We start from the raw sequence: 19,308 nt of genomic DNA, 5'->3' as shown, positions 1-19,308 counted from the left end.
AATTAAACCTTTATTTTTGCTGATAATCTTGTTACGCAAGGAACGCAATTAATTCTGAAAAGTACAAAAATCAACGTTAATATTTTGAAAAAACTAAAAATTTTTAATGACCCAATTTACGGATTTATTGCAGTAAGAAACCCACTGATTTATAAGATTATTGAACACCCTTATTTCCAAAGACTAAGGCGTATTTCGCAAATGGGATTGTCTTATCTGGTATATCCGGGAGCACATCATACTCGTTTTCATCACGTGTTAGGTTGTACTTATTTGATGCAAAAAGCGATAGAGACCTTGAGAATGAAAAATGTTGAGATAAGCGATGAGGAAGAGGAAGCTTTAACTATTGCTATTTTAATGCATGACATGGGGCATGGTCCGTTTTCACATGCTTTGGAACATACCTTTATTAAAGGTATCAGTCATGAATTTGTTTCCTTAAAGTTTATGGAAATATTAAATGATGATTTTAATGGTGCTCTTGACCTTGCCATTCAGATTTTTAAGGGAGACTATAACAGAAAGTTCATGAATCAATTAATATCCGGTCAATTAGACATGGATAGGCTTGATTATCTTAAACGGGATAGTTTTTACAGTGGGGTTGCAGAAGGGCACATAAGTGTAGAAAGATTGATTACCATGTTAGATGTGAAAGATGATCAACTCGTAGTGGAGTTCAAAGGAATCTATTCTGTTGAAAAATTCATCATGGCCAGAAGATTCATGTATTGGCAGGTATACCTCCATAAAACAGGTATTGTTGCTGAAAGAGTATTGGTGAAAATAATTGAAAGAGCGAGAGAGCTAATCATAAAAGGTGAAGATGTACCTTGCAGTGCCACCTTAAAAGTCTTTTTAGATAATGAAGTAAACGAAAATAATTTTGACGAATCAATAATAGAAGCATTTAGCCGACTCGACGATTATGATGTCATGTCAGCTGTTAAAGACTGGTGTTATCATGAAGACAAGATACTTTCTTATTTATGTACATCTATTGTAAACAGAAGGCTCCCAAAAATAGAAATGCGAAATGAGGAGTTTGAAAAGAGTGAAATTCTTGAAAGAAAAGAAAAGGTCAAGGCAGCACTTAATTTAAGTGATAAGGAAGTGGATTACCTTGTTTATCATGGAACCGTTAGTAATAAGGCGTATAACCCGGAAGCAGAGCAAATCAATATTCTTTATAAAAATGGAGAACAAAAAGATATTGTCAAGGCTTCAGATAGTGCGAGTATTCAGGCATTATCATTGACCGTTAGAAAGTATTTTCTTTGTTATCCAAAGAAATTGCGATAATTCCTTTGGATTGCTAAATTTTAGTATTTTTGCATTCATCAACTATCATATTAAAACGCAACGTTTGAAATTTACAGCTGAACAAATCTCTGAAATCCTAAATGGAGAAGTTTATGGTAACCCCAAAGAAGAGGTTTCTAAGCTTTCAAAAATTGAAGAAGGTGAGAAGGGGTCTCTTACTTTTTTATCCAATCCAAAGTATAATTCATGGCTTTATGTTACGGCGGCTTCTGTGGTCATAGTCGATGAAAAATTTGTGCCTGAAAAAGAAGTATCGAGTACCATGATTAAAGTGGAGGACCCGTATATGGCTTTTACCAAATTACTTGAATATTATAATAATATTCAGCTTCACAAATCTGGAATTGAGCAGCCTGTTTTTATTCACGAAACTGCCTCTTATGGCGCTGATCTGTATTTAGGTTCATTTAGTTACTTGAGTCAAAATGTTCGTATTGGCAGTAATGTCAAAATTTACCCGAATGTTTTTATTGGCGATAATGTTGTGATTGGGAATGATACAACTCTTTTTTCGGGAGCTAAAATATATTCAGACTGTATAATTGGAAATGAATGTACAATTCATTCTGGCAGTATTATTGGCTGTGATGGTTTTGGATTTGCCCCGGATAAAAAAGGTGGCTATAGTAAAATACCTCAAATAGGAAATGTAATCATTGAAGATAATGTTGATATAGGATCTGGCACTACAATTGACAGAGCCACTTTAGGTTCAACCATAATTAGATCAGGTGTTAAATTGGATAATCAGATTCATGTAGCGCATAATGTTGAAATAGGAAGTAACACTGTTATTGCGGCACAGACCGGAATTGCAGGGTCCACTAAGATTGGTGAAGATTGCAAAATTGGCGGACAAGTTGGAATAGTAGGTCATCTTACCATAGGAAATAATGTCAGGATACAGGCTCAATCTGGAATTGGGAAATCAATTGGTGATAATGAGATTGTTCAAGGAAGTCCGGCGATGCCTTATAATGATTTTAATAAATCATATGTGCATTTTAGAAATTTACCAAAATGGAGTTCGAGAATAGATGAACTTGAAAAACAAAGGGATAATCAAAATATTAAATAATAAGTATGAACCAAAAAACGATTGAAAGAGAGGTTTCTATTGAAGGAATAGGTTTACATACAGGTAATAAAGTCTCATTAACTTTTAAACCTGCCGCAGTAAATACTGGTTTTACTTTTGTCAGAACTGATCTTGAAGGACAACCAGCTATTGAAGCGTTGGCCATCTATGTTACGGATACCCAAAGAGGTACCAATATTGAAAAGAACGGTGTTATAATCAATACTTCTGAACATGTATTAGCTGCAGTTGTTGGATTGGATATTGACAATATTATCATTGAAATAAATGCTCCTGAACCTCCTATTATGGATGGTTCTTCCAAATATTTTGTTCAATTATTAGAGCAAGCAGGTATCGTAGAACAAGATGAAGAGAGAGATGTTTATGAAGTAAAGGATATTATTTCATTCAAAGATGAAGAAACGGGTAGTGAGATTATGATTATGCCGTCAGATAAGTATGAGGTAACGACTATGGTTGATTTCGGGACAAAAATACTTGGAACCCAAAATGCTACGCTAGATAAATTAAGTGATTTTAAAACGGAGATAGCTGATGCACGAACATTCAGTTTTTTGCATGAGATTGAAATGCTTCTTGACAATAACCTTATTAAAGGTGGAGATCTTAATAATGCCATTGTTTATGTAGACAAACCTTTGTCTGAAAAAACCATGGAAAAATTGAGCCAGGCCTTTAATAAAAAATCGGTAAAAGTAAATCCAAATGGCATTCTTGACAATTTGACTTTACATTGGGCTAATGAGGCCGCTCGCCATAAACTACTGGATGTAATTGGTGACCTAGCTTTGATTGGAACCAAGATACAAGGTAAGGTAATCGCTACGAAACCAGGACATAAGATCAATACGAATTTTGCCAAAAAAATGATGAAGTTGATCAAGATCGAAAAAAGGAATAAAGTTCCTCAATACGATCTTAACAAGCCTCCATTGATGGATATTCATCAAATCATGAAATTATTGCCTCACAGGCCACCCTTTTTATTTATAGATCGTATCATTGAACTTTCAGAAACCCATGTTGTGGGAATGAAGAATGTGACGATGAACGAATCTTTCTTTGTTGGTCATTTTCCTGGAGCGCCGGTAATGCCTGGTGTTCTTCAAGTTGAAGCCATGGCACAATGTGGAGGAATTCTTGTTTTAAGTACAGTTCCTGATCCTGAAAACTATTTGACTTATTTCATGAAAATGAATAATGTTAAATTCAAACAAAAAGTACTACCCGGAGATACCTTGACTTTTAAAGCAGAATTGGTAGCGCCGATACGTCGCGGGATTTGTCATATGCAGGCGTATGGTTATGCAAATAACAAATTGGTTGTTGAGGCAGAATTAATGGCCCAGATAGCTAGAAATCCTGAAAAATAAATTAAACTAATCCAAATCAGATGAATCAACCATTAGCATATATCCACCCGGGAGCAAAGATTGCTACCAATGTGGTCATAGAACCTTTCTCAACCATTCATAACAATGTTACCATTGGTTCAGGCACCTGGATTGGTTCTAACGTTACCATTATGGAAGGCGCTAGAATTGGTAAGAATTGCCGGATATTTCCTGGAGCAGTTATTTCTGCGATTCCACAGGATTTAAAATATGAGGGCGAGGATTCTTTAGTAGTAATAGGAGACAATGTGACCATAAGAGAATGTGCTACTATTAATAGGGGTACACAAGCCTATGGTAAGACTCAGATTGGAGATGATTGTTTGATTATGGCAACTGCCCATGTGGCGCATGATTGTATCATTCATAATAATGTTATTATTGTTAATGGTGTAACGCTTGCAGGCCACGTAGAGATCGGTGAATATGCAATTATTGGCGGATTAGCTGGTATTCATCAGTTCATTCACGTAGGTAAACATGCTATGATTTCAGGAGGATCGCTGGTTAGAAAAGACGTACCTCCATTTGTTAAGGCAGCGAAAGAACCGCTTTCTTATGTAGGTATCAATTCAATTGGTTTAAGACGTCGGGGATTCAGTTCTGACAAGATCAATGAAATTCAAAATATTTACAGGATACTGTTTCAACAAAATAACAACACAACCCAAGCAACCAGAATTTTAGAAGCCGAATTAGACGCAAGTCCTGAAAGAGATGAGGTGATTACATTTATAAACAATTCACAAAGGGGTATCATGAAAGGATACACTAGTAATTATTAGAAAAAATAAAAATGGCAAGTACATCAGATATTAAAAAAGGACTTTGTATCGTCTTTAACAATGATACTTATAAGGTAATTGAATTTCTTCATGTTAAACCGGGTAAAGGCCCGGCTTTTGTAAGAACCAAATTGAGAAGTCTTACTACTGGTAAGGTACTGGACAATACATTCTCAGCTGGTCATAAGCTAGAGGAAGTGCGTGTTGAAACTAGAAAATATCAGTATTTGTATCCAGAAGGGAATACCTATCATTTTATGAATACAGATGATTATAACCAGATTACTTTGGAAAGAGAATCACTGGATGCTCCAGAATTATTGAAAGAAGGCGAAGTGGTTACGATTATTACCAGAACCTCAGATGAATTGCCATTGTCAGTTGACATGCCATCTCATGTGTATTTAGAAGTGGCCCATACAGAGCCTGGACTAAAAGGAAATACGGCTACAAATGCAACTAAACCGGCAACGATGGAAACTGGTGCAAAGGTGAATGTTCCTTTGTTTATAAATGAAGGCGATAAGATCAAGATTGATACGGAGAAAGGGTCGTATATTGAAAGAGTGAAAGAATAGTTTCTATGAAATTTTCAAGAACTTATGGTTTACAAGAAATAGCGAAAATTATAGATGTTTCGTTTGTTGGTGATGAGAAATTTCCGGTTGAAGGAATGAATGAAATCCATGTTGTTGAGCCGGGAGATATTGTCTTTGTTGACCATCCCAAATATTATAGCAAAGCCCTTGAATCAGCTGCTACGATTATTCTAATCAATAAGGAGGTAGCTTGTCCTGAAGGGAAAGCTTTGTTAATTTCAGAGGATCCGTTTAGTGATTTTAATCGATTATCAAATCATTTTAGGGCATTTCGAGCGGCAAGTGAGTCAGTTTCGAGCTCATCTTCTATTGGAGAAAACACGGTTATTCAACCCAATGTATTTATCGGAAATCACGTTAAAATTGGAGATAATTGTTTAATTCACCCAAATGTTACGATTTATGATCATTGTGTTATTGGTAATAATGTGATTATTCATGCAGGTACTGTTTTAGGTTCAGACGGGTTTTATTTTCAAAAAAGACCGCATGGTTTTGATAAGTTAAATTCTGTAGGTCGGGTAATTATTGAAGACCATGTTGAGATTGGTGCCGCTTGTACTATTGATAAAGGTGTAACCGGTGATACCACAATAGGTTGGGGTAGCAAACTTGATAACCAGGTTCAGATAGCGCATGATACAGTAATCGGTAAAAATTGCCTGATTGCCTCACAAGTAGGAATAGCTGGTTGTAATGTGATTGAAGATGAGGTGATTATCTGGGGTCAGGTTGGGATTAAAAGTGGTTTAAGAATAGGAAAAGGAGCAGAAGTTTATGCGCAAAGCGGCATAGGTATGGATCTTGAACCAGGAAAGGCTTATTTTGGATCTCCGGCAATAGAAGCGAGAGATAAATTCAGAGAAATGGCTATGATAAGATCTCTTCCAAAATTGATAGAAAAAATAAAAAAATAAAAAAGGATTAGTCATTGCATTCATATACTTTTGTAGGATACAATTTGAAATACTTTTAAATATTTATAATTCATAAAATTAAACGAATGAGTGTTTTAGTTAATAAAGATTCGAAAATTATTGTTCAAGGTTTTACTGGTAGTGAAGGAACTTTTCACGCAGGTCAGATGATTGATTATGGAACCAACGTTGTAGGAGGTGTCACACCAGGTAAAGGTGGACAATTACATTTGGATAAGCCAGTGTTTAACACTGTATCGGATGCTGTTAAGCAAGTTGGAGCAGATACATCAATCATTTTCGTGCCACCAGCTTTTGCTGCTGATGCGATAATGGAAGCTGCAGAGGCTGGTATTAAGGTGATTATTTGTATTACTGAAGGAATACCAACGGCCGATATGGTAAAAGTGAAAGCTTATATTGATACGAAAGACTGTAGATTGGTTGGGCCAAATTGCCCAGGTGTCATCACTCCAGGTGAAGCAAAAGTTGGAATTATGCCAGGATTCGTATTCAAAAAAGGTAAAGTAGGAATCGTTTCTAAATCGGGTACTTTGACTTATGAAGCAGCTGACCAGGTGGTAAGAAGAGGTCTTGGAATCACTACGGCTATTGGAATTGGAGGAGACCCAATCATTGGGACAACTACTAAAGAAGCTGTACAATTATTGATGAATGATCCTGATACTGATGCTATTGTTATGATTGGTGAGATTGGTGGTCAGCTTGAAGCTGATGCTGCTCGCTGGATTAAAGCTGATGGAAATAGAAAGCCTGTTGTAGGTTTTATCGCAGGTCAGACAGCTCCGGCTGGAAGAACTATGGGACATGCAGGAGCCATTGTAGGAGGTAAAGATGATACGGCTCAGGCCAAAATGCAAATTCTGGCTGAGAATGGTATTCATGTTGTCGAATCGCCTGCTCAAATCGGTGAAAAGGTAGTAGAGGTACTTTCCTAACAAAATTTTATAAATCAAAAAAAGCTCGTCAGTGTTGACGGGCTTTTTTTTATATCTCCGACATATGTTAAAAAAATCTTAATTAACTGAAAAGGAGTGCTATTCAACTTGACAATTAATATTTTTACTTCATAACTCATATTTATTTCTGATAATGAAAAAATTACAATATTTCACTTATTTATTGATGATTATAACAGCTCTTGCATGCAGCAAAGCTAGCGATTCATCCTCTTATGAAACCAAAATGCATACTGATGCAAATGGTTTCAAATATGAAACTGTTACAAATGATCCTTCCGGATTAAGATTATACACTCTTGAAAACGGTCTTAAGGTTTATCTCAGCCAAAACCAAGACGAGCCTAAGATTCAAACCTATATAGCCGTTAGGGCCGGATCGAGTTATGATCCAAAAGAAAGTACCGGTTTGGCGCATTATTTAGAGCATATGCTGTTTAAAGGAACGAGTCATTACGGAACCACTAATTGGAAAGCCGAAGAGCCTTTAATAGCTCAAATTTCAGATCTATACGAACTCCATCGGGCTGAAAAAGATCCAGAAAAGAAGGACGCCATTTACCGTCAAATTGATAGCATTTCTTTTGTTGCTTCAAAATTTACTGTTGCCAATGAATTTGATAAAATGGTTGCATCGATTGGGGCAACAGGTACTAATGCACACACAGGTTTTGAAGAGACTATATATCACAATAAAATCCCAGCAAACGAACTAAAAAAGTTTCTTACTCTTGAGAGAGAGCGATTTGATAATTTGGTGCTGCGCTTGTTTCACACTGAACTTGAGGCAGTTTATGAGGAATTTAACCGTATTCAGGATAGTGATCCTCATAAGGAATATTTTGCGAAACTTGATGGATTATACCCCACGCATCCTTATGGCCAGCAAACTGCTATAGGATCTTCCGAGCATCTTAAGAACCCTTCTTTAGTTGATATTAACAATTATTTTGATAAATATTATGTACCGAACAACATGGCAGTCGTTTTGGTAGGGGATCTTAATTTTGATAATACGATTAAAATGGTAGATGCTACATTGGGTACAATGGAAAGAAAAGAAGTTACACACCCAGAGCTTCCGAAAGAAAAGCCCATGACTGACATAGTTGTAAGGGAGGTTTTCGGCCCTAATAATGAAAGTGTAGAGCTTGCTTGGAGAACTGATGGTGTGGGTTCTAAGGATGAAAAATTTATCACTTTATTAGACATGATCCTTACAAATGGGAAGGCTGGTCTTTTTGATTTGAACCTAAATCAGAAACAATTAGTTCAGTATGCATACACAAACCCTACATTTAATAATGACTATGGATATATAGATTTACATGGGATTCCTAAAGCTGATCAAACCTTGGATGAAGTCAAAGATTTGATGTTAGGTGAAATTGAAAAGTTAAAAAAAGGCGAATTTGATGAATGGTTGATGGAAGCTACTATTAATGACTTAAAGCTAAGAGAAACAAGGCAATATGAAAGCGCTACCGGATTGGCGGGCATGTATTTTTCAGCTTTTATTCATAAAGAAAAATGGAGTGATAAAATGCAGTTTTTAGAGGATCTAAGAAAAATAACAAAGGAAGAGTTGGTAACCTTTGCCAACGAATTTTTTAAGGATAATTATGCATTGGTTTATAAACGTATGGGAGAAGATAAGAACATTGTGAAGGTCAAAAATCCGAAGATAACACCTATTGAATTGAACAGGGGTAAGCAGTCAGAATTTATGGCAAGTTTTAATGCTATGGAGTCGGAAGAATTAAAACCTCTTTTTGTTGATTATAAGAAGGAAATTCAAAAAAACACCTTAGACAGCGGAATAGGTATGTCGTATATCATAAATAAAACAAATGACTTGTTTAATTTGAATATTATTTTCGATATGGGTAATGACAATGATAAAAAATTATCGCTTGCTGTTGGATATTTGGAATATTTAGGAACAGAAAAGTATTCCGCTGAGGCCTTTGCTCAAGAGCTTTATAAATTAGGAATAAATCATAGTGTGAATACAGGAAGTGACCGGTCTTATGTTACAATTTCCGGGTTACAGGAAAATATGGATAAGGGCCTAGAGCTGTTGGAGCATTTAATGGCAAATGTTGTTGTGGACAGGGAGGCATATGAGAAATATGTAGCCAGTATTCTTAAAGCTCGAGCAGATGGAAAAACGCAAAAAGCCAATGTATTAAGAAACGGACTTAATAGTTACGCACAATATGGTGAAAATTCCAGATTAAGAGATATATATAATGCAGATGAACTCATGGAGATGGATCCATCGGAGTTGGTTGAGATCATTAGAGATTTAAGTAATTTTAAGCACCGGATTTTCTACTATGGGAATGATGTAAATGGAGCTGTAACTTCGTTAAATATGCATCATAAAGTTTCAAAGGAACTAAAGGATTATCCTCCGGCTAAAAAATATAACCAATTAGCAACTGGTAAAAATGTATATTTTGCCGATTTTGACATGGTACAATCTGAGTTATACTTTATTGCCAAGGGAGATAAGTTTGATCCGAATAAAATGGCGATTTCAGCAGTGTTTAACTCTTATTTTGGAAGTGGTATGTCATCTGTAGTTTTTCAGGAAATTCGAGAATCAAAATCCTTGGCATATGCCGTAGGAGCAGTCTATAACCCTTCAAGTAAGAAGGAAGATTCTGACAGAATGTTAGCATATATTGGAACTCAAGCTAATAAGTTGCCAGAAGCAGTTGATGCCATGTTGGAATTATTAAATGAAATGCCAAAAAATGAGCAGCAATTTAATGAAGCCAAAGATGCTGCTTTGAAGAAAATTGCTGCACAACGTATTACAAAATCAAATATTTTTTGGAATTACGAGAGCTTGCTTAAAAGAGGTATTGACTATGATATCAGAGAAGAGATGTATAAGGATATTCAAAGCATGAGCATGGAGGACGTAAGTAAATTCTTTGATTCCAATGTTAAAGGACAAAATTTTTCTATTTCTGTAATTGGAAATAAAAAAGACCTTGACATGGAGGCTTTAAAGAAATTAGGAAAGGTTCATGAAATGGATATCGACTATTTATTTAACTACAAAGAGACAGAAGTAAAACAATAAATTATTTTAAAACTTTCAAGGAGCGCCCCGCAATATAATGTGGGGTTTTTCTTTTTTTGAATCCTTGTTTTTCTAAAACACAAATTATTATCTTTGATTTTGAAAATCACAATTTAAATTATGAAATTACTAAAAGATAAAACGGCTTTGATTACTGGAGCTTCTCGAGGAATTGGTAAAGGAATTGCCGTTGAGTTTGCAAAACAAGGCGCCAACGTGGCATTCACGTTCAATGCCTCAGTGGAAGCTGCTAAGGAACTTGAAAAGGAACTGGAATCTTATGGCGTTAAGGCGAAAGGTTATCAGTCAAATGCAGCTATATTCGACGCAGCTCAGGAATTGGTAAAAGAAGTGCTTGCAGATTTTGGCAGTTTACAGATTTTAATCAATAATGCAGGAATCACAAAAGATAACCTCTTGATGCGTATTTCAGAGGAAGATTTTGACAAAGTAATTGAGGTAAACCTTAAGTCTGTTTTCAATCTGACAAAGGCAGTCATCAGACCAATGATGAAACAAAGAGAGGGATCAATTATCAATATGAGTTCGGTAGTAGGAGTTAAGGGTAATGCCGGGCAAACCAACTACGCGGCTTCGAAGGCAGGTATTTTAGGTTTTACAAAATCTGTTGCTTTAGAACTCGGATCAAGAAACATAAGATGTAACGCTATAGCACCCGGATTTATTGAAACGGAGATGACGGCCAAACTCGATCAAAATACAGTTGATGAATGGCGAAAGGCTATTCCATTAAAAAGAGGTGGTTCTCCTGAAGATGTTGCCAATGCCTGTATATTTTTAGCCTCTGACCTTTCAGGGTATATTACTGGTCAGACCTTAAATGTTGACGGAGGTATGCTCACTTAAATAAGATAGAATTTAATATTACAAAGAAGCAAACCTATATTAAAGGTTTGCTTTTTTGTATCATAAAATTCCTAAATTTTAAAAGTATATTTACACATATTTTTCATCCTTAATTTAACTTATAATTCTGATATAATACATGAATACAATGAGCTTGTTTATGAGTGTATTGGCTCTCTTAATAGCGGCCTTCATTGTTTATTATCAGTATTTTTATAAGCAAAAAATAAACAATGATTCAAAGGTCTTATCTATTTTAAGATTCATTAGTTTATTTTGCATTCTACTTTTACTGATCAATCCGAAATTTGAAGAGAATTATACAGAAGTTAAGAAGCCAAATTTATTTCTTGGTGCTGATAATTCGAAGTCGATCACTTATTTGGAAAGAGAGGATAAGGTAAAAGAGTTTCGACAATCGTTTCTCAATGATCAAGAACTTATTGATAAGTTTGACTTGAAGGTTTTCAATTTTGGCTCAGGTATTACAACTGATACAACATTGAGTTTTGATGAAAATCAAACAGATATTCATAAGGTTGTAGATGGGCTAAATGCCTTGTCATCAGATCAACCATCTCCGATTGTATTAATAACAGATGGTAATCAAACCTTTGGGAATAATTATGCCTATATGCTTTCGAAGAACCCTGTGTTTCCGATAATAATAGGTGACACTATTGTGCATTCTGATCTAGAAATAAGCAGGGTCAATGTGAATGCTTATGCCTCTTTAGATAACAAATTTCAGGTCGAATTGTTTTTAAATTCCAATGTAGAAGCTCGTATAAAAACGAAGTTACTGGTTGAAAGAAATGGTTTAGAAATGTATAGTAGCCCTGTTTCCTTTAGCAAAGAGAAAAAATCAGCTTATGTTAGTTTTTACTTAGCTGCCGATACGGTAGGTATGCAATTATATAAAGCGAGATTGATTCCTTTTGAAGGAGAACGCAACCTGCAGAATAACAGCTATAATTTTGGAGTTGAAATTCTGGATGAACAAACTGAAGTTGCTATTGTCTACAAGGTTTTACATCCTGATCTTGGAATGTTTAAAAGAAGTATTGAATCTAATAAACAAAGAAAGGCAAGTTTAATTCCTATTAGTGAATTTGATGCGACGTCAAATGATGCTTCCGTTGTTTTGTTATACCAGCCTGATGCCAGTTTTGAAAGCGCAATGAAGGTGTTGGAAGAAAAGGAATTAAATTATTTATTGGTTACTGGAAGTCATACCGACTGGAATTTTCTAAATACTGTCCAAAATAAATTTTCGAAAAAGACATCGGGTATTATTGAAAATGTATTCCCTTTATTCCAAAATGAATTTAATCTGTTTTATACCGAAGACCTTGGTTATGAAAATTTCCCACCTTTAGTAACTTCTTTTGGAGAAATAGAATTTATTGCCAAGCATGAAGTCCTTCTTTCTCAAAGAATAAATGATGTAAATACCGGATTTCCATTACTCACTGCTTTTAGTGAGAATAATGCTAAAAGAATCGTGCTCTTTGGTGAAAATATGTGGAAGTGGCGGGCCCAAAGTTTTAGTGATGAAAAATCGTTTGAAAAATTCGATCTTTTTTTTAACAGCCTAATGCAATATCTACAATTGTCAGATAGAAATCAAAACATGGACTTGTTTTATGAACCGGTCTATAATGCAAATGAGTCCATAAAGATTCAGGTTAAAAACTATGATAGCAATCTCAATGTAGAATTAAATTCTAAACTGTCATTACAGTTAAATGATAGCGTGGCAGGAATTCCCTTTTATATAAAGAATAATGTTTATGAATTGGAAATCAACAATTTAGTTGCCGGACGCTATAAGTTTGCAGTTGAGGAATTGGGTGCAGATAAGAAACAATACGGAACCTTTTTAGTAGTCCCGTTTTCTTCAGAGCAAGAATCTCAAAGCCCGAATAGGAATGACTTAGAGCGATTGGCAAGACAATCAAAGGGTATGGAATTTTATGAAGATCAATTTGAGGGAATAAAAACAGAACTGCTCAAGAATCCTACTTTCAAAACAGTACAAAAAGAGCGTAATAATTTGATTTCTTTAATTGATTGGAAGTGGCTTTTAGGGCTAATTGTATTATCTTTGAGCTTGGAATGGCTGCTTCGAAAATATCGAGGAATGATTTAAAGTTTATTCCGTTAATCAATTTAATATAAATATTTAAAAATGGCACAACAACCACAATTACAATTCCCAAAAGGGATATTGCCTATAGTTTTTATCGGGATCATCTTATTGATCTTTATTTCGAAGTCTACCGTTACACTTGATGCAGGTGAAGCCGGAGTACTTTGGAAAAGATTTGCAGGAGGAGTTGTTACAGATCAACCGCCTTTGGGTGAAGGATTTCATTTAGTAGCACCTTGGAATACGGTAATCGTATATGAGACAAGACAGCAAGAATTAACTGAAAAAATGAAGGTTCTTTCATCAAATGGACTAGATATTCAATTAGAGGCAACAGCTTGGTATCAGCCTGTAACTGCAGAGCTAGGATTTTTACATCAAACTAAAGGAACCAATTATTTGGATAGGGTTTTAAAACCAGCTATGCGTTCAGCAACAAGAAGTGTTGTTGGTCGGTATACGCCTGAACAAATTTATTCGTCTAAAAGAGATGCAATTCAGGAAGAGATTTTTGATGAAACGAAGAAGATAGTTCAAGATCAGCATATTCAGCTTAATGACGTATTGGTAAGAGATGTTACCTTGCCTGTAGCGATCAAAGACGCGATTGAAAGAAAACTAAGTCAAGAGCAAACGTCTTTAGAATATAAGTTTAAATTAGAGATTGCTCAAAAAGAGGCTGATAAACAGCGTATCGAGGCCCAAGGTAAGGCAGATGCAAACAGAATTTTAAGTGCTTCTTTAACTGATAAAATCTTACAGGATAAAGGAATTGAGGCAACGCTTAAACTTTCTCAATCAGCAAATACGAAAGTAGTTGTAGTTGGTGGTTCAGATGGTTTACCGTTAATTCTTGGAAATAATTAGTAAGAAGAATTATTAAAATAAGATTTGAAAGGCTGGTGAAAACCGGCCTTTTTTAATACGCATCTTTTACTCGGATCATATCTTTTTTAACCTGGCCTTTTTGCAAAGCTCTGTAGTTTTCATAGCACTCAATTACAGCTTCAATAATCTGTAAATCACTGGCCTTGCTGATAAACCTATTGGAATAATTACATTCTGATAAAAGATCATTTAATTCTTTACGACTCATATCAAGATAATCCATCATGATTTCTCTGGAGTATTTCTGCTCCATCATGTTTCTCATCTGGTCGCCTTCCTTTAATTTTCTTAAACGATCCATTTCTTTTGGCTTCTTTCCAAATTTGTTATACCAAAAGTCAACAGGGTTAAAAATAGCACCAAGACCACTGTTATAATTTCTATTATAGGTGCTGCCGCTTTCATAAGCCTGTGGTAAGCCATTAATATGTATCCTACTGTAAGAATCTTGCGGAACGTTCTTTGCATCAACTACAAGTACGCCAATAAGCTTATGAGATTTTACAGTAACTTCCTCAATATTCACGACTTTTTCATGAATTGCAATTTCGAGTTCATTTCCTTTAAGCAAGTCATTTGTGATCTTCAACTTTATAGATTGATATCCTATATATGAAATAAAAACGGTGTCATTTACTACAGCAGGAATTTCAAACTGACCATTTGTATTGGTTATGGTACCTTGAACGGAGTTTAAATTGACAACATGGGCACTTTGTAGTGGTTTTTTATCTACGATGCTTATGATTCGCCCTTTGAGTGAAAATAAGTTAGTATGCAACTCTCTAAGAACCGTATCTTGTTTGACACTATCTGCTGGCATATCAGTAATTACTTGCGAATTGGCAGTAATACCCAGGCAGAATAAGAAAAAAGTGCATACAAATTTTTGCATGGGCAATGATACTAAATATTGAGGTAATTTTTTAATAAAATATTGTGAAAAAAACAGTGTTCTGAAAAGAATTAAGAAGTGCCTCGCTCAATGTTAACCTCACAACTTTTATGATTTTCTAAGCAGGAATGAACTCAAATGGTCTTTAGGTAGTATCACAAAAATAATTTTTGGCTAGAGTTTGAAACTTACTATCCCGCAATCTAGCTCCATGATCTGACCTGAAATTCGCTTGCTTTTTTCTGACACCAGAAATTCAACCATCTCAGCAACATCATCTGGTTGTAGATAGGATTTCATTGGATGTCGATCACGCATTTTTTCTTTCATTATGTCGTTTCGAAGTAGTTTGTCTGCAAGACCTGTGTCAGTTATAGTAGGAGCAATGGCATTAAACCGAATATGGGGTGCAAATTCAGCTCCCATGGTACGAACCAAAGCTTCAACACCGGCTTTAGCCACAGCAATACTCGCATGAAAAGGCATGCCCATTTTCACTGCTACTGAACTAAAAAGCACTACAGAAGGGTCTTGACCTGATTTGAGAATTTTTGAATACTTCTGGATCACCCTCACAGCTCCTAATACATTAATTTCAAAATCATTTTTAAAATCAGTTTCTGTAAGTCTGTTTAAAGGTTTTAAATTGATGCTTCCCGGGCAATATATCAAAGCATCCAATTGCTCCAAATCAGGAAGTTCATCAGCTAAAACATCGCATGAGAAATGCTGAATTTTGTCTAAAAATTCTACAGGTTCAGACCTGCTTATATTGATCAATTCACATGAACCCTGCAAATTTTTAATAATGGCTTTGCCTATGCCTTTGCTTCCTCCAATTACAAGAACTTTTTTCATAAATCATCTATTAATTCACCTGTTTTGGCTATTATTCTACAATTTTCTATTTAAGAATTGATAAAATTTTGCAACTCTACAATCTTCTCATGTTGTTTGAAAGCGCCTCCATAATATGCTGTTACTGTTGCCGAAGTATCATCTTTAATTCCTCTTGAAGAAACGCATAAGTGTTTGGCATCAATAATGACAGCTACATCTTCCGTTTGAAGAACTTTTTTTAATTCGGTAGCGATCTGATTTGTCAATCTTTCTTGAACTTGTGGGCGTTTGGCATAATATTGAACCACTCTATTTAGTTTGGACAAGCCAATAACTTTACCAGAAGAAATATAGGCAATATGCGCTTTTCCGTAAATAGGAACGAAATGATGCTCACAATTTGAATAGAACGTAATGTTCTTTTCTACCAGCATTTGCTCGTATTTATATTTGTTGTCAAAAAGGGCTATTTTCGGTTTATTCTTTGGATCTAGTCCTGAGAAGATTTCTTCTACATACATTTTAGCAACTCTTTCAGGTGTGCCTTGCAGAGAATCATCGTTTAAGTCAAGACCCAAGGTGTCCATAATTTCTGTGAAATGAAAGGCTATTCTCTTTTTTTTCTCCTCGTCACTAATTAAAAAAGCTGTGGGTTTCATAGGAGTATCCATGCCGGTTAGCATATGGTCATCACCTATTTCTTCATGGTTAAGTATTGATTTAACTGGTGAACTGTTTTTTTGTAATAAGGCTTCATTTGTTTTCATTTCTGTCTTTTTTTAATGCTGTCTTAGACTAGCAAAGCATTGGTTAAAATTTTAAGTATTGATTCGATCAAATTTTTCTTTTGTTAGGCGTGTTCTTTTTGGTCTTTGATAAGGTAATCTCGTTTTGAGTTTCGGAATTGTATAGCCGTCGAGACCGTTAATGGCTGAGACTTTTCCTTGAGCCAGATCTATGAATCCATCTTCTTTCAAAAGATCTTCTTTAATATATAATCCTATGATCTCTCCAATGATCATGATGGTGCCATTGATCTTGAAATGATGTTCCTCTTTAAATTGCATGTGCATTTGAACAGGAGCACCTTTAACAAAAGGCGCAAGACTAGCATGGTCATAAGCTTCTTCTAAGTTGGTCATTGAAAATTCTGAAATTGATTCATCGTATTTAGCTGAACAATGATGCGCGTCTTCAATGATATCTTCATGCACATGATTAATCGTGTAAAAGCCTGTTTCTTTTATGTTTTTATAGGTATTTCTGGGGACTGTTGTGGGTCTTGTTACAAACCCCAGCAATGGAGGATTTGAACCTAAATGAATTACAGAGCTGAAAACTGCGACATTACTTATTCCATCCTTACTTTTTGTAGCAATAAGATTTGCTGATTTAAAGCCGGAACTCGAATTTACCATATTGATACGGTAGAGATGGTCAAGATTTGCCAGATAGTTTTTGTCAAAATATTTCATCATAACGATTTATAATTATTGATAGCAACATTCTTTGCTTTCAAATCAAACATGAGGTTATACAACCCAAAAAAAGTTCTATTCATATAGATAAAATGTTTGGAACCTCTGTTGCCATTCATCTTTCTTAGTTGTGTGTTTTTGCTATATTTTTCACTCAATTTACTTAGTTTACTAAAAAAACTGTCATCTGAAAAATCAAATGTTTCCTTTTGAAAAGGCTCCGTAAAAACCGTTAATAATTCATGAAACATTTCAGTAAAAAATATAACTTCTTCTTTGGAATCATCTGCCAGCAAAATCTCAAGTTCATATAATTTTTCTTTGAACAAGATTGGGTTTGCTAAATTTTCATTGGTTGCCAATTCAAAATAGGGCAGGTAAAAACTATCAGGAATGGTTTTTATACAGCCAAAATCAAGTGCTATCAATTCTTTGTCAGGGGATACAAGAAAATTTCCTGGATGCGGATCGGCATGCACTTTTTTCAAAACATGAATTTGATACATATAGAAATCCCAGAGAGCCTGTCCGATCTGATCCAGATCTTGTTGGTCGTTTACTAGCTTCACATACTCTGAAATATGTATTCCGTTCATCCAATCCATGGTCAGGATCTTTTCAGAAGATAAGTCAGGGTAATAATCTGGAAATTCCAAATTAGGTATATGCTTACAGGAAGCTACAATTTCTAAAGACTGTTCAATCTCTAAATCATAGTTTGTTTCTTCCATTAACTTGCCTTCGACTTCTTTAAAATATTTATCAGAGTCTTTACCTCTTATATTAAACATTTTAATGGCTATCGGTTTTACTAGCGCCAAATCAGAACCTATACTGTTTGCAACACCTGGATATTGAATTTTAACTGCCAGTGTTTTATTGTTCAATACAGCCTTGTGCACTTGGCCGATACTCGCCGCATTTACTGATGTCGCATCAAATGAATCAAAAACATCCTGGGGTGATTTCCCGAAATATTTTTTAAAAGTTCTCAATACAAGAGCAGGTGAAAGGGGAGGTACTGAAAATTGAGATAAGGAGAATTTTTCAACATATGCTTGTGGCATAAGACTTTTTTCCATACTCAGCATTTGCGCCACCTTTAAGGCACTTCCTTTTAATTTTTTTAGTCCGTCATAGATATCCTCAGCATTGTCTTCATTTAACTTTGCTCTGGCTTCACCTTCTGTACCTGTGAGTTTATTTCCGTAATATTTCAAATAATTTACGCCAACCTTAGCCCCTGTATGCACTAAGTTCGATGCCCGTTCAATTTTTGTAATTGGAATTCTGTCTATTGTATTCATTAGTTCATGTTCATTTTTTCGTGAAACAGGAATTTTCCGAGATCAATAACACTTTTTAAGGGTTGTATATTGATCAGATCAAAACCTGTATTAATTGATTTTTCGATAAAAATGTCAGTTTTTTCAAGGCCTGCTGAATCGTCATCCATCCAGAATTTGATACAAATTACCATCTGCATCCAAAGACTCTCATCAACAGATTTTTCAACCATTTTTTCAATTTGAGCACCTTTAAGATCAAGCCTTTCAATTTCAAGAGTTTGTAAATATTTTATGAATTCAGGCTTAAAATAAGAAACTGTTTTAAGAAATCGCGGGCTGTTTTGATCCCTTTCCAAGACACTAAGAACAAAACTTCTGTTTGCTGTGAGTATTTCAAAAAAAGTATAATAAAAACTGAGCAGTTTGTTTCTGGCATCAAAAGTCAGGTACTCTTCACTCTTATTTAACAGCTCGATAGTTTGTTCAAAGAATGATTTAAAAATTGATTTTTCAATCGCACTTAAATTACCGAAGAACTGATAAAAATGTGCTTCATCGAAATTGTATTCTTTTGACAATTGATAGACTGATTTTGGAGCCTCTCCATTTTCAAGATAATAGTCCATATAAAATGAAAAAATATCTTCTTTGTTTATTTTTTTCTTGCGTGCCATAAGTTTTATTTTGTGTAAAGATACA

General features: G+C 35.1%; 17 protein-coding genes. 11 read left to right on the top strand and 6 right to left on the bottom strand.

Translation table 11 applies throughout. The features are described from left to right. The first annotated feature begins 84 nt into the window (after positions 1 to 84). From QWY87_RS15555 to QWY87_RS15505, 11 genes are all read left to right on the top strand, one after another. Complete coding sequence (locus tag QWY87_RS15555; protein ID WP_435389568.1) at positions 85 to 1,305, top strand: HD domain-containing protein; 1,221 nt, start codon at positions 85 to 87, stop codon at positions 1,303 to 1,305. Between the two features lie 64 nt (positions 1,306 to 1,369). Next, entirely contained in the window at positions 1,370 to 2,404 is a 1,035-nt protein-coding gene (gene lpxD / locus QWY87_RS15550) for a UDP-3-O-(3-hydroxymyristoyl)glucosamine N-acyltransferase (protein ID WP_290292932.1), read from the top strand. Continuing rightward, the gene (locus QWY87_RS15545; protein WP_290293727.1) at positions 2,404 to 3,801 is read left to right on the top strand and encodes a bifunctional UDP-3-O-[3-hydroxymyristoyl] N-acetylglucosamine deacetylase/3-hydroxyacyl-ACP dehydratase; all 1,398 of its coding nucleotides are present in this window, start codon (positions 2,404 to 2,406) and stop codon (positions 3,799 to 3,801) included. The genes lpxD and QWY87_RS15545 overlap by 1 nt, the downstream gene beginning before the upstream one ends. A gap of 20 nt (positions 3,802 to 3,821) precedes the next feature. Further along, the gene (gene lpxA / locus QWY87_RS15540) at positions 3,822 to 4,607 is read left to right on the top strand and encodes an acyl-ACP--UDP-N-acetylglucosamine O-acyltransferase (protein WP_290292931.1); all 786 of its coding nucleotides are present in this window, start codon (positions 3,822 to 3,824) and stop codon (positions 4,605 to 4,607) included. Between the two features lie 11 nt (positions 4,608 to 4,618). Next, the gene (efp, locus tag QWY87_RS15535) at positions 4,619 to 5,185 is read left to right on the top strand and encodes an elongation factor P (RefSeq protein ID WP_290292929.1); all 567 of its coding nucleotides are present in this window, start codon (positions 4,619 to 4,621) and stop codon (positions 5,183 to 5,185) included. A gap of 5 nt (positions 5,186 to 5,190) precedes the next feature. Beyond that, positions 5,191 to 6,123, top strand: a complete 933-nt coding sequence (locus tag QWY87_RS15530) for a UDP-3-O-(3-hydroxymyristoyl)glucosamine N-acyltransferase (RefSeq protein WP_290292928.1) — start codon at positions 5,191 to 5,193, stop codon at positions 6,121 to 6,123. Between the two features lie 86 nt (positions 6,124 to 6,209). Next, positions 6,210 to 7,082, top strand: coding sequence for a succinate--CoA ligase subunit alpha (gene sucD / locus QWY87_RS15525; protein WP_290292926.1), 873 nt, complete (start codon positions 6,210 to 6,212; stop codon positions 7,080 to 7,082). Between the two features lie 154 nt (positions 7,083 to 7,236). Then, on the top strand, positions 7,237 to 10,200 hold the full coding sequence (locus tag QWY87_RS15520) for a M16 family metallopeptidase (protein ID WP_290292924.1): 2,964 nt from the start codon (positions 7,237 to 7,239) through the stop codon (positions 10,198 to 10,200). Between the two features lie 120 nt (positions 10,201 to 10,320). Then, a complete protein-coding gene (gene fabG, locus QWY87_RS15515) occupies positions 10,321 to 11,067 on the top strand; it encodes a 3-oxoacyl-[acyl-carrier-protein] reductase (RefSeq protein ID WP_290292922.1) in 747 nt (248 codons plus the stop codon). A gap of 139 nt (positions 11,068 to 11,206) precedes the next feature. After that, entirely contained in the window at positions 11,207 to 13,219 is a 2,013-nt protein-coding gene (locus tag QWY87_RS15510) for a vWA domain-containing protein (protein ID WP_290292919.1), read from the top strand. Positions 13,220 to 13,258: 39 nt separating this feature from the next. Then, on the top strand, positions 13,259 to 14,086 hold the full coding sequence (locus QWY87_RS15505; RefSeq protein ID WP_290292915.1) for a prohibitin family protein: 828 nt from the start codon (positions 13,259 to 13,261) through the stop codon (positions 14,084 to 14,086). A 52-nt stretch (positions 14,087 to 14,138) separates the two neighbouring features. Here the strand turns inward: QWY87_RS15505 and QWY87_RS15500 are convergent, their stop codons facing one another. From QWY87_RS15500 to QWY87_RS15475, 6 genes are all read right to left on the bottom strand, one after another. Continuing rightward, the gene (locus QWY87_RS15500; protein ID WP_290292911.1) at positions 14,139 to 15,002 is read right to left on the bottom strand and encodes a carboxypeptidase-like regulatory domain-containing protein; all 864 of its coding nucleotides are present in this window, start codon (positions 15,000 to 15,002) and stop codon (positions 14,139 to 14,141) included. A 174-nt stretch (positions 15,003 to 15,176) separates the two neighbouring features. Beyond that, positions 15,177 to 15,860 carry an SDR family NAD(P)-dependent oxidoreductase gene (locus QWY87_RS15495; protein ID WP_290292908.1) on the bottom strand — a complete coding sequence of 228 codons (684 nt, stop codon included), beginning with the start codon at positions 15,858 to 15,860 and terminating at the stop codon, positions 15,177 to 15,179. Positions 15,861 to 15,910: 50 nt separating this feature from the next. Next, positions 15,911 to 16,609 (bottom strand): GTP cyclohydrolase I FolE, encoded by a 699-nt coding sequence (gene folE / locus QWY87_RS15490; protein WP_290292907.1) that lies wholly within the window; start codon positions 16,607 to 16,609, stop codon positions 15,911 to 15,913. A 51-nt stretch (positions 16,610 to 16,660) separates the two neighbouring features. Then, a complete protein-coding gene (locus QWY87_RS15485; RefSeq protein WP_290293726.1) occupies positions 16,661 to 17,317 on the bottom strand; it encodes a flavin reductase family protein in 657 nt (218 codons plus the stop codon). Then, positions 17,317 to 18,627, bottom strand: coding sequence for an ABC1 kinase family protein (locus QWY87_RS15480; RefSeq protein ID WP_290292906.1), 1,311 nt, complete (start codon positions 18,625 to 18,627; stop codon positions 17,317 to 17,319). The genes QWY87_RS15485 and QWY87_RS15480 overlap by 1 nt, the downstream gene beginning before the upstream one ends. Further along, on the bottom strand, positions 18,627 to 19,283 hold the full coding sequence (locus QWY87_RS15475; RefSeq protein ID WP_290292904.1) for a TetR/AcrR family transcriptional regulator: 657 nt from the start codon (positions 19,281 to 19,283) through the stop codon (positions 18,627 to 18,629). Before QWY87_RS15475 ends, QWY87_RS15480 begins: the two co-directional genes overlap by 1 nt. Positions 19,284 to 19,308 lie beyond the last annotated feature (25 nt).

Origin of the sequence: Lutimonas halocynthiae (assembly GCF_030409835.1) — a bacterium.
Taxonomy (GTDB): domain Bacteria; phylum Bacteroidota; class Bacteroidia; order Flavobacteriales; family Flavobacteriaceae; genus Lutimonas; species Lutimonas halocynthiae.
Note: the sequence above shows the minus strand (reverse complement) of the source record. Positions and strands in the feature narration are given on the sequence as shown.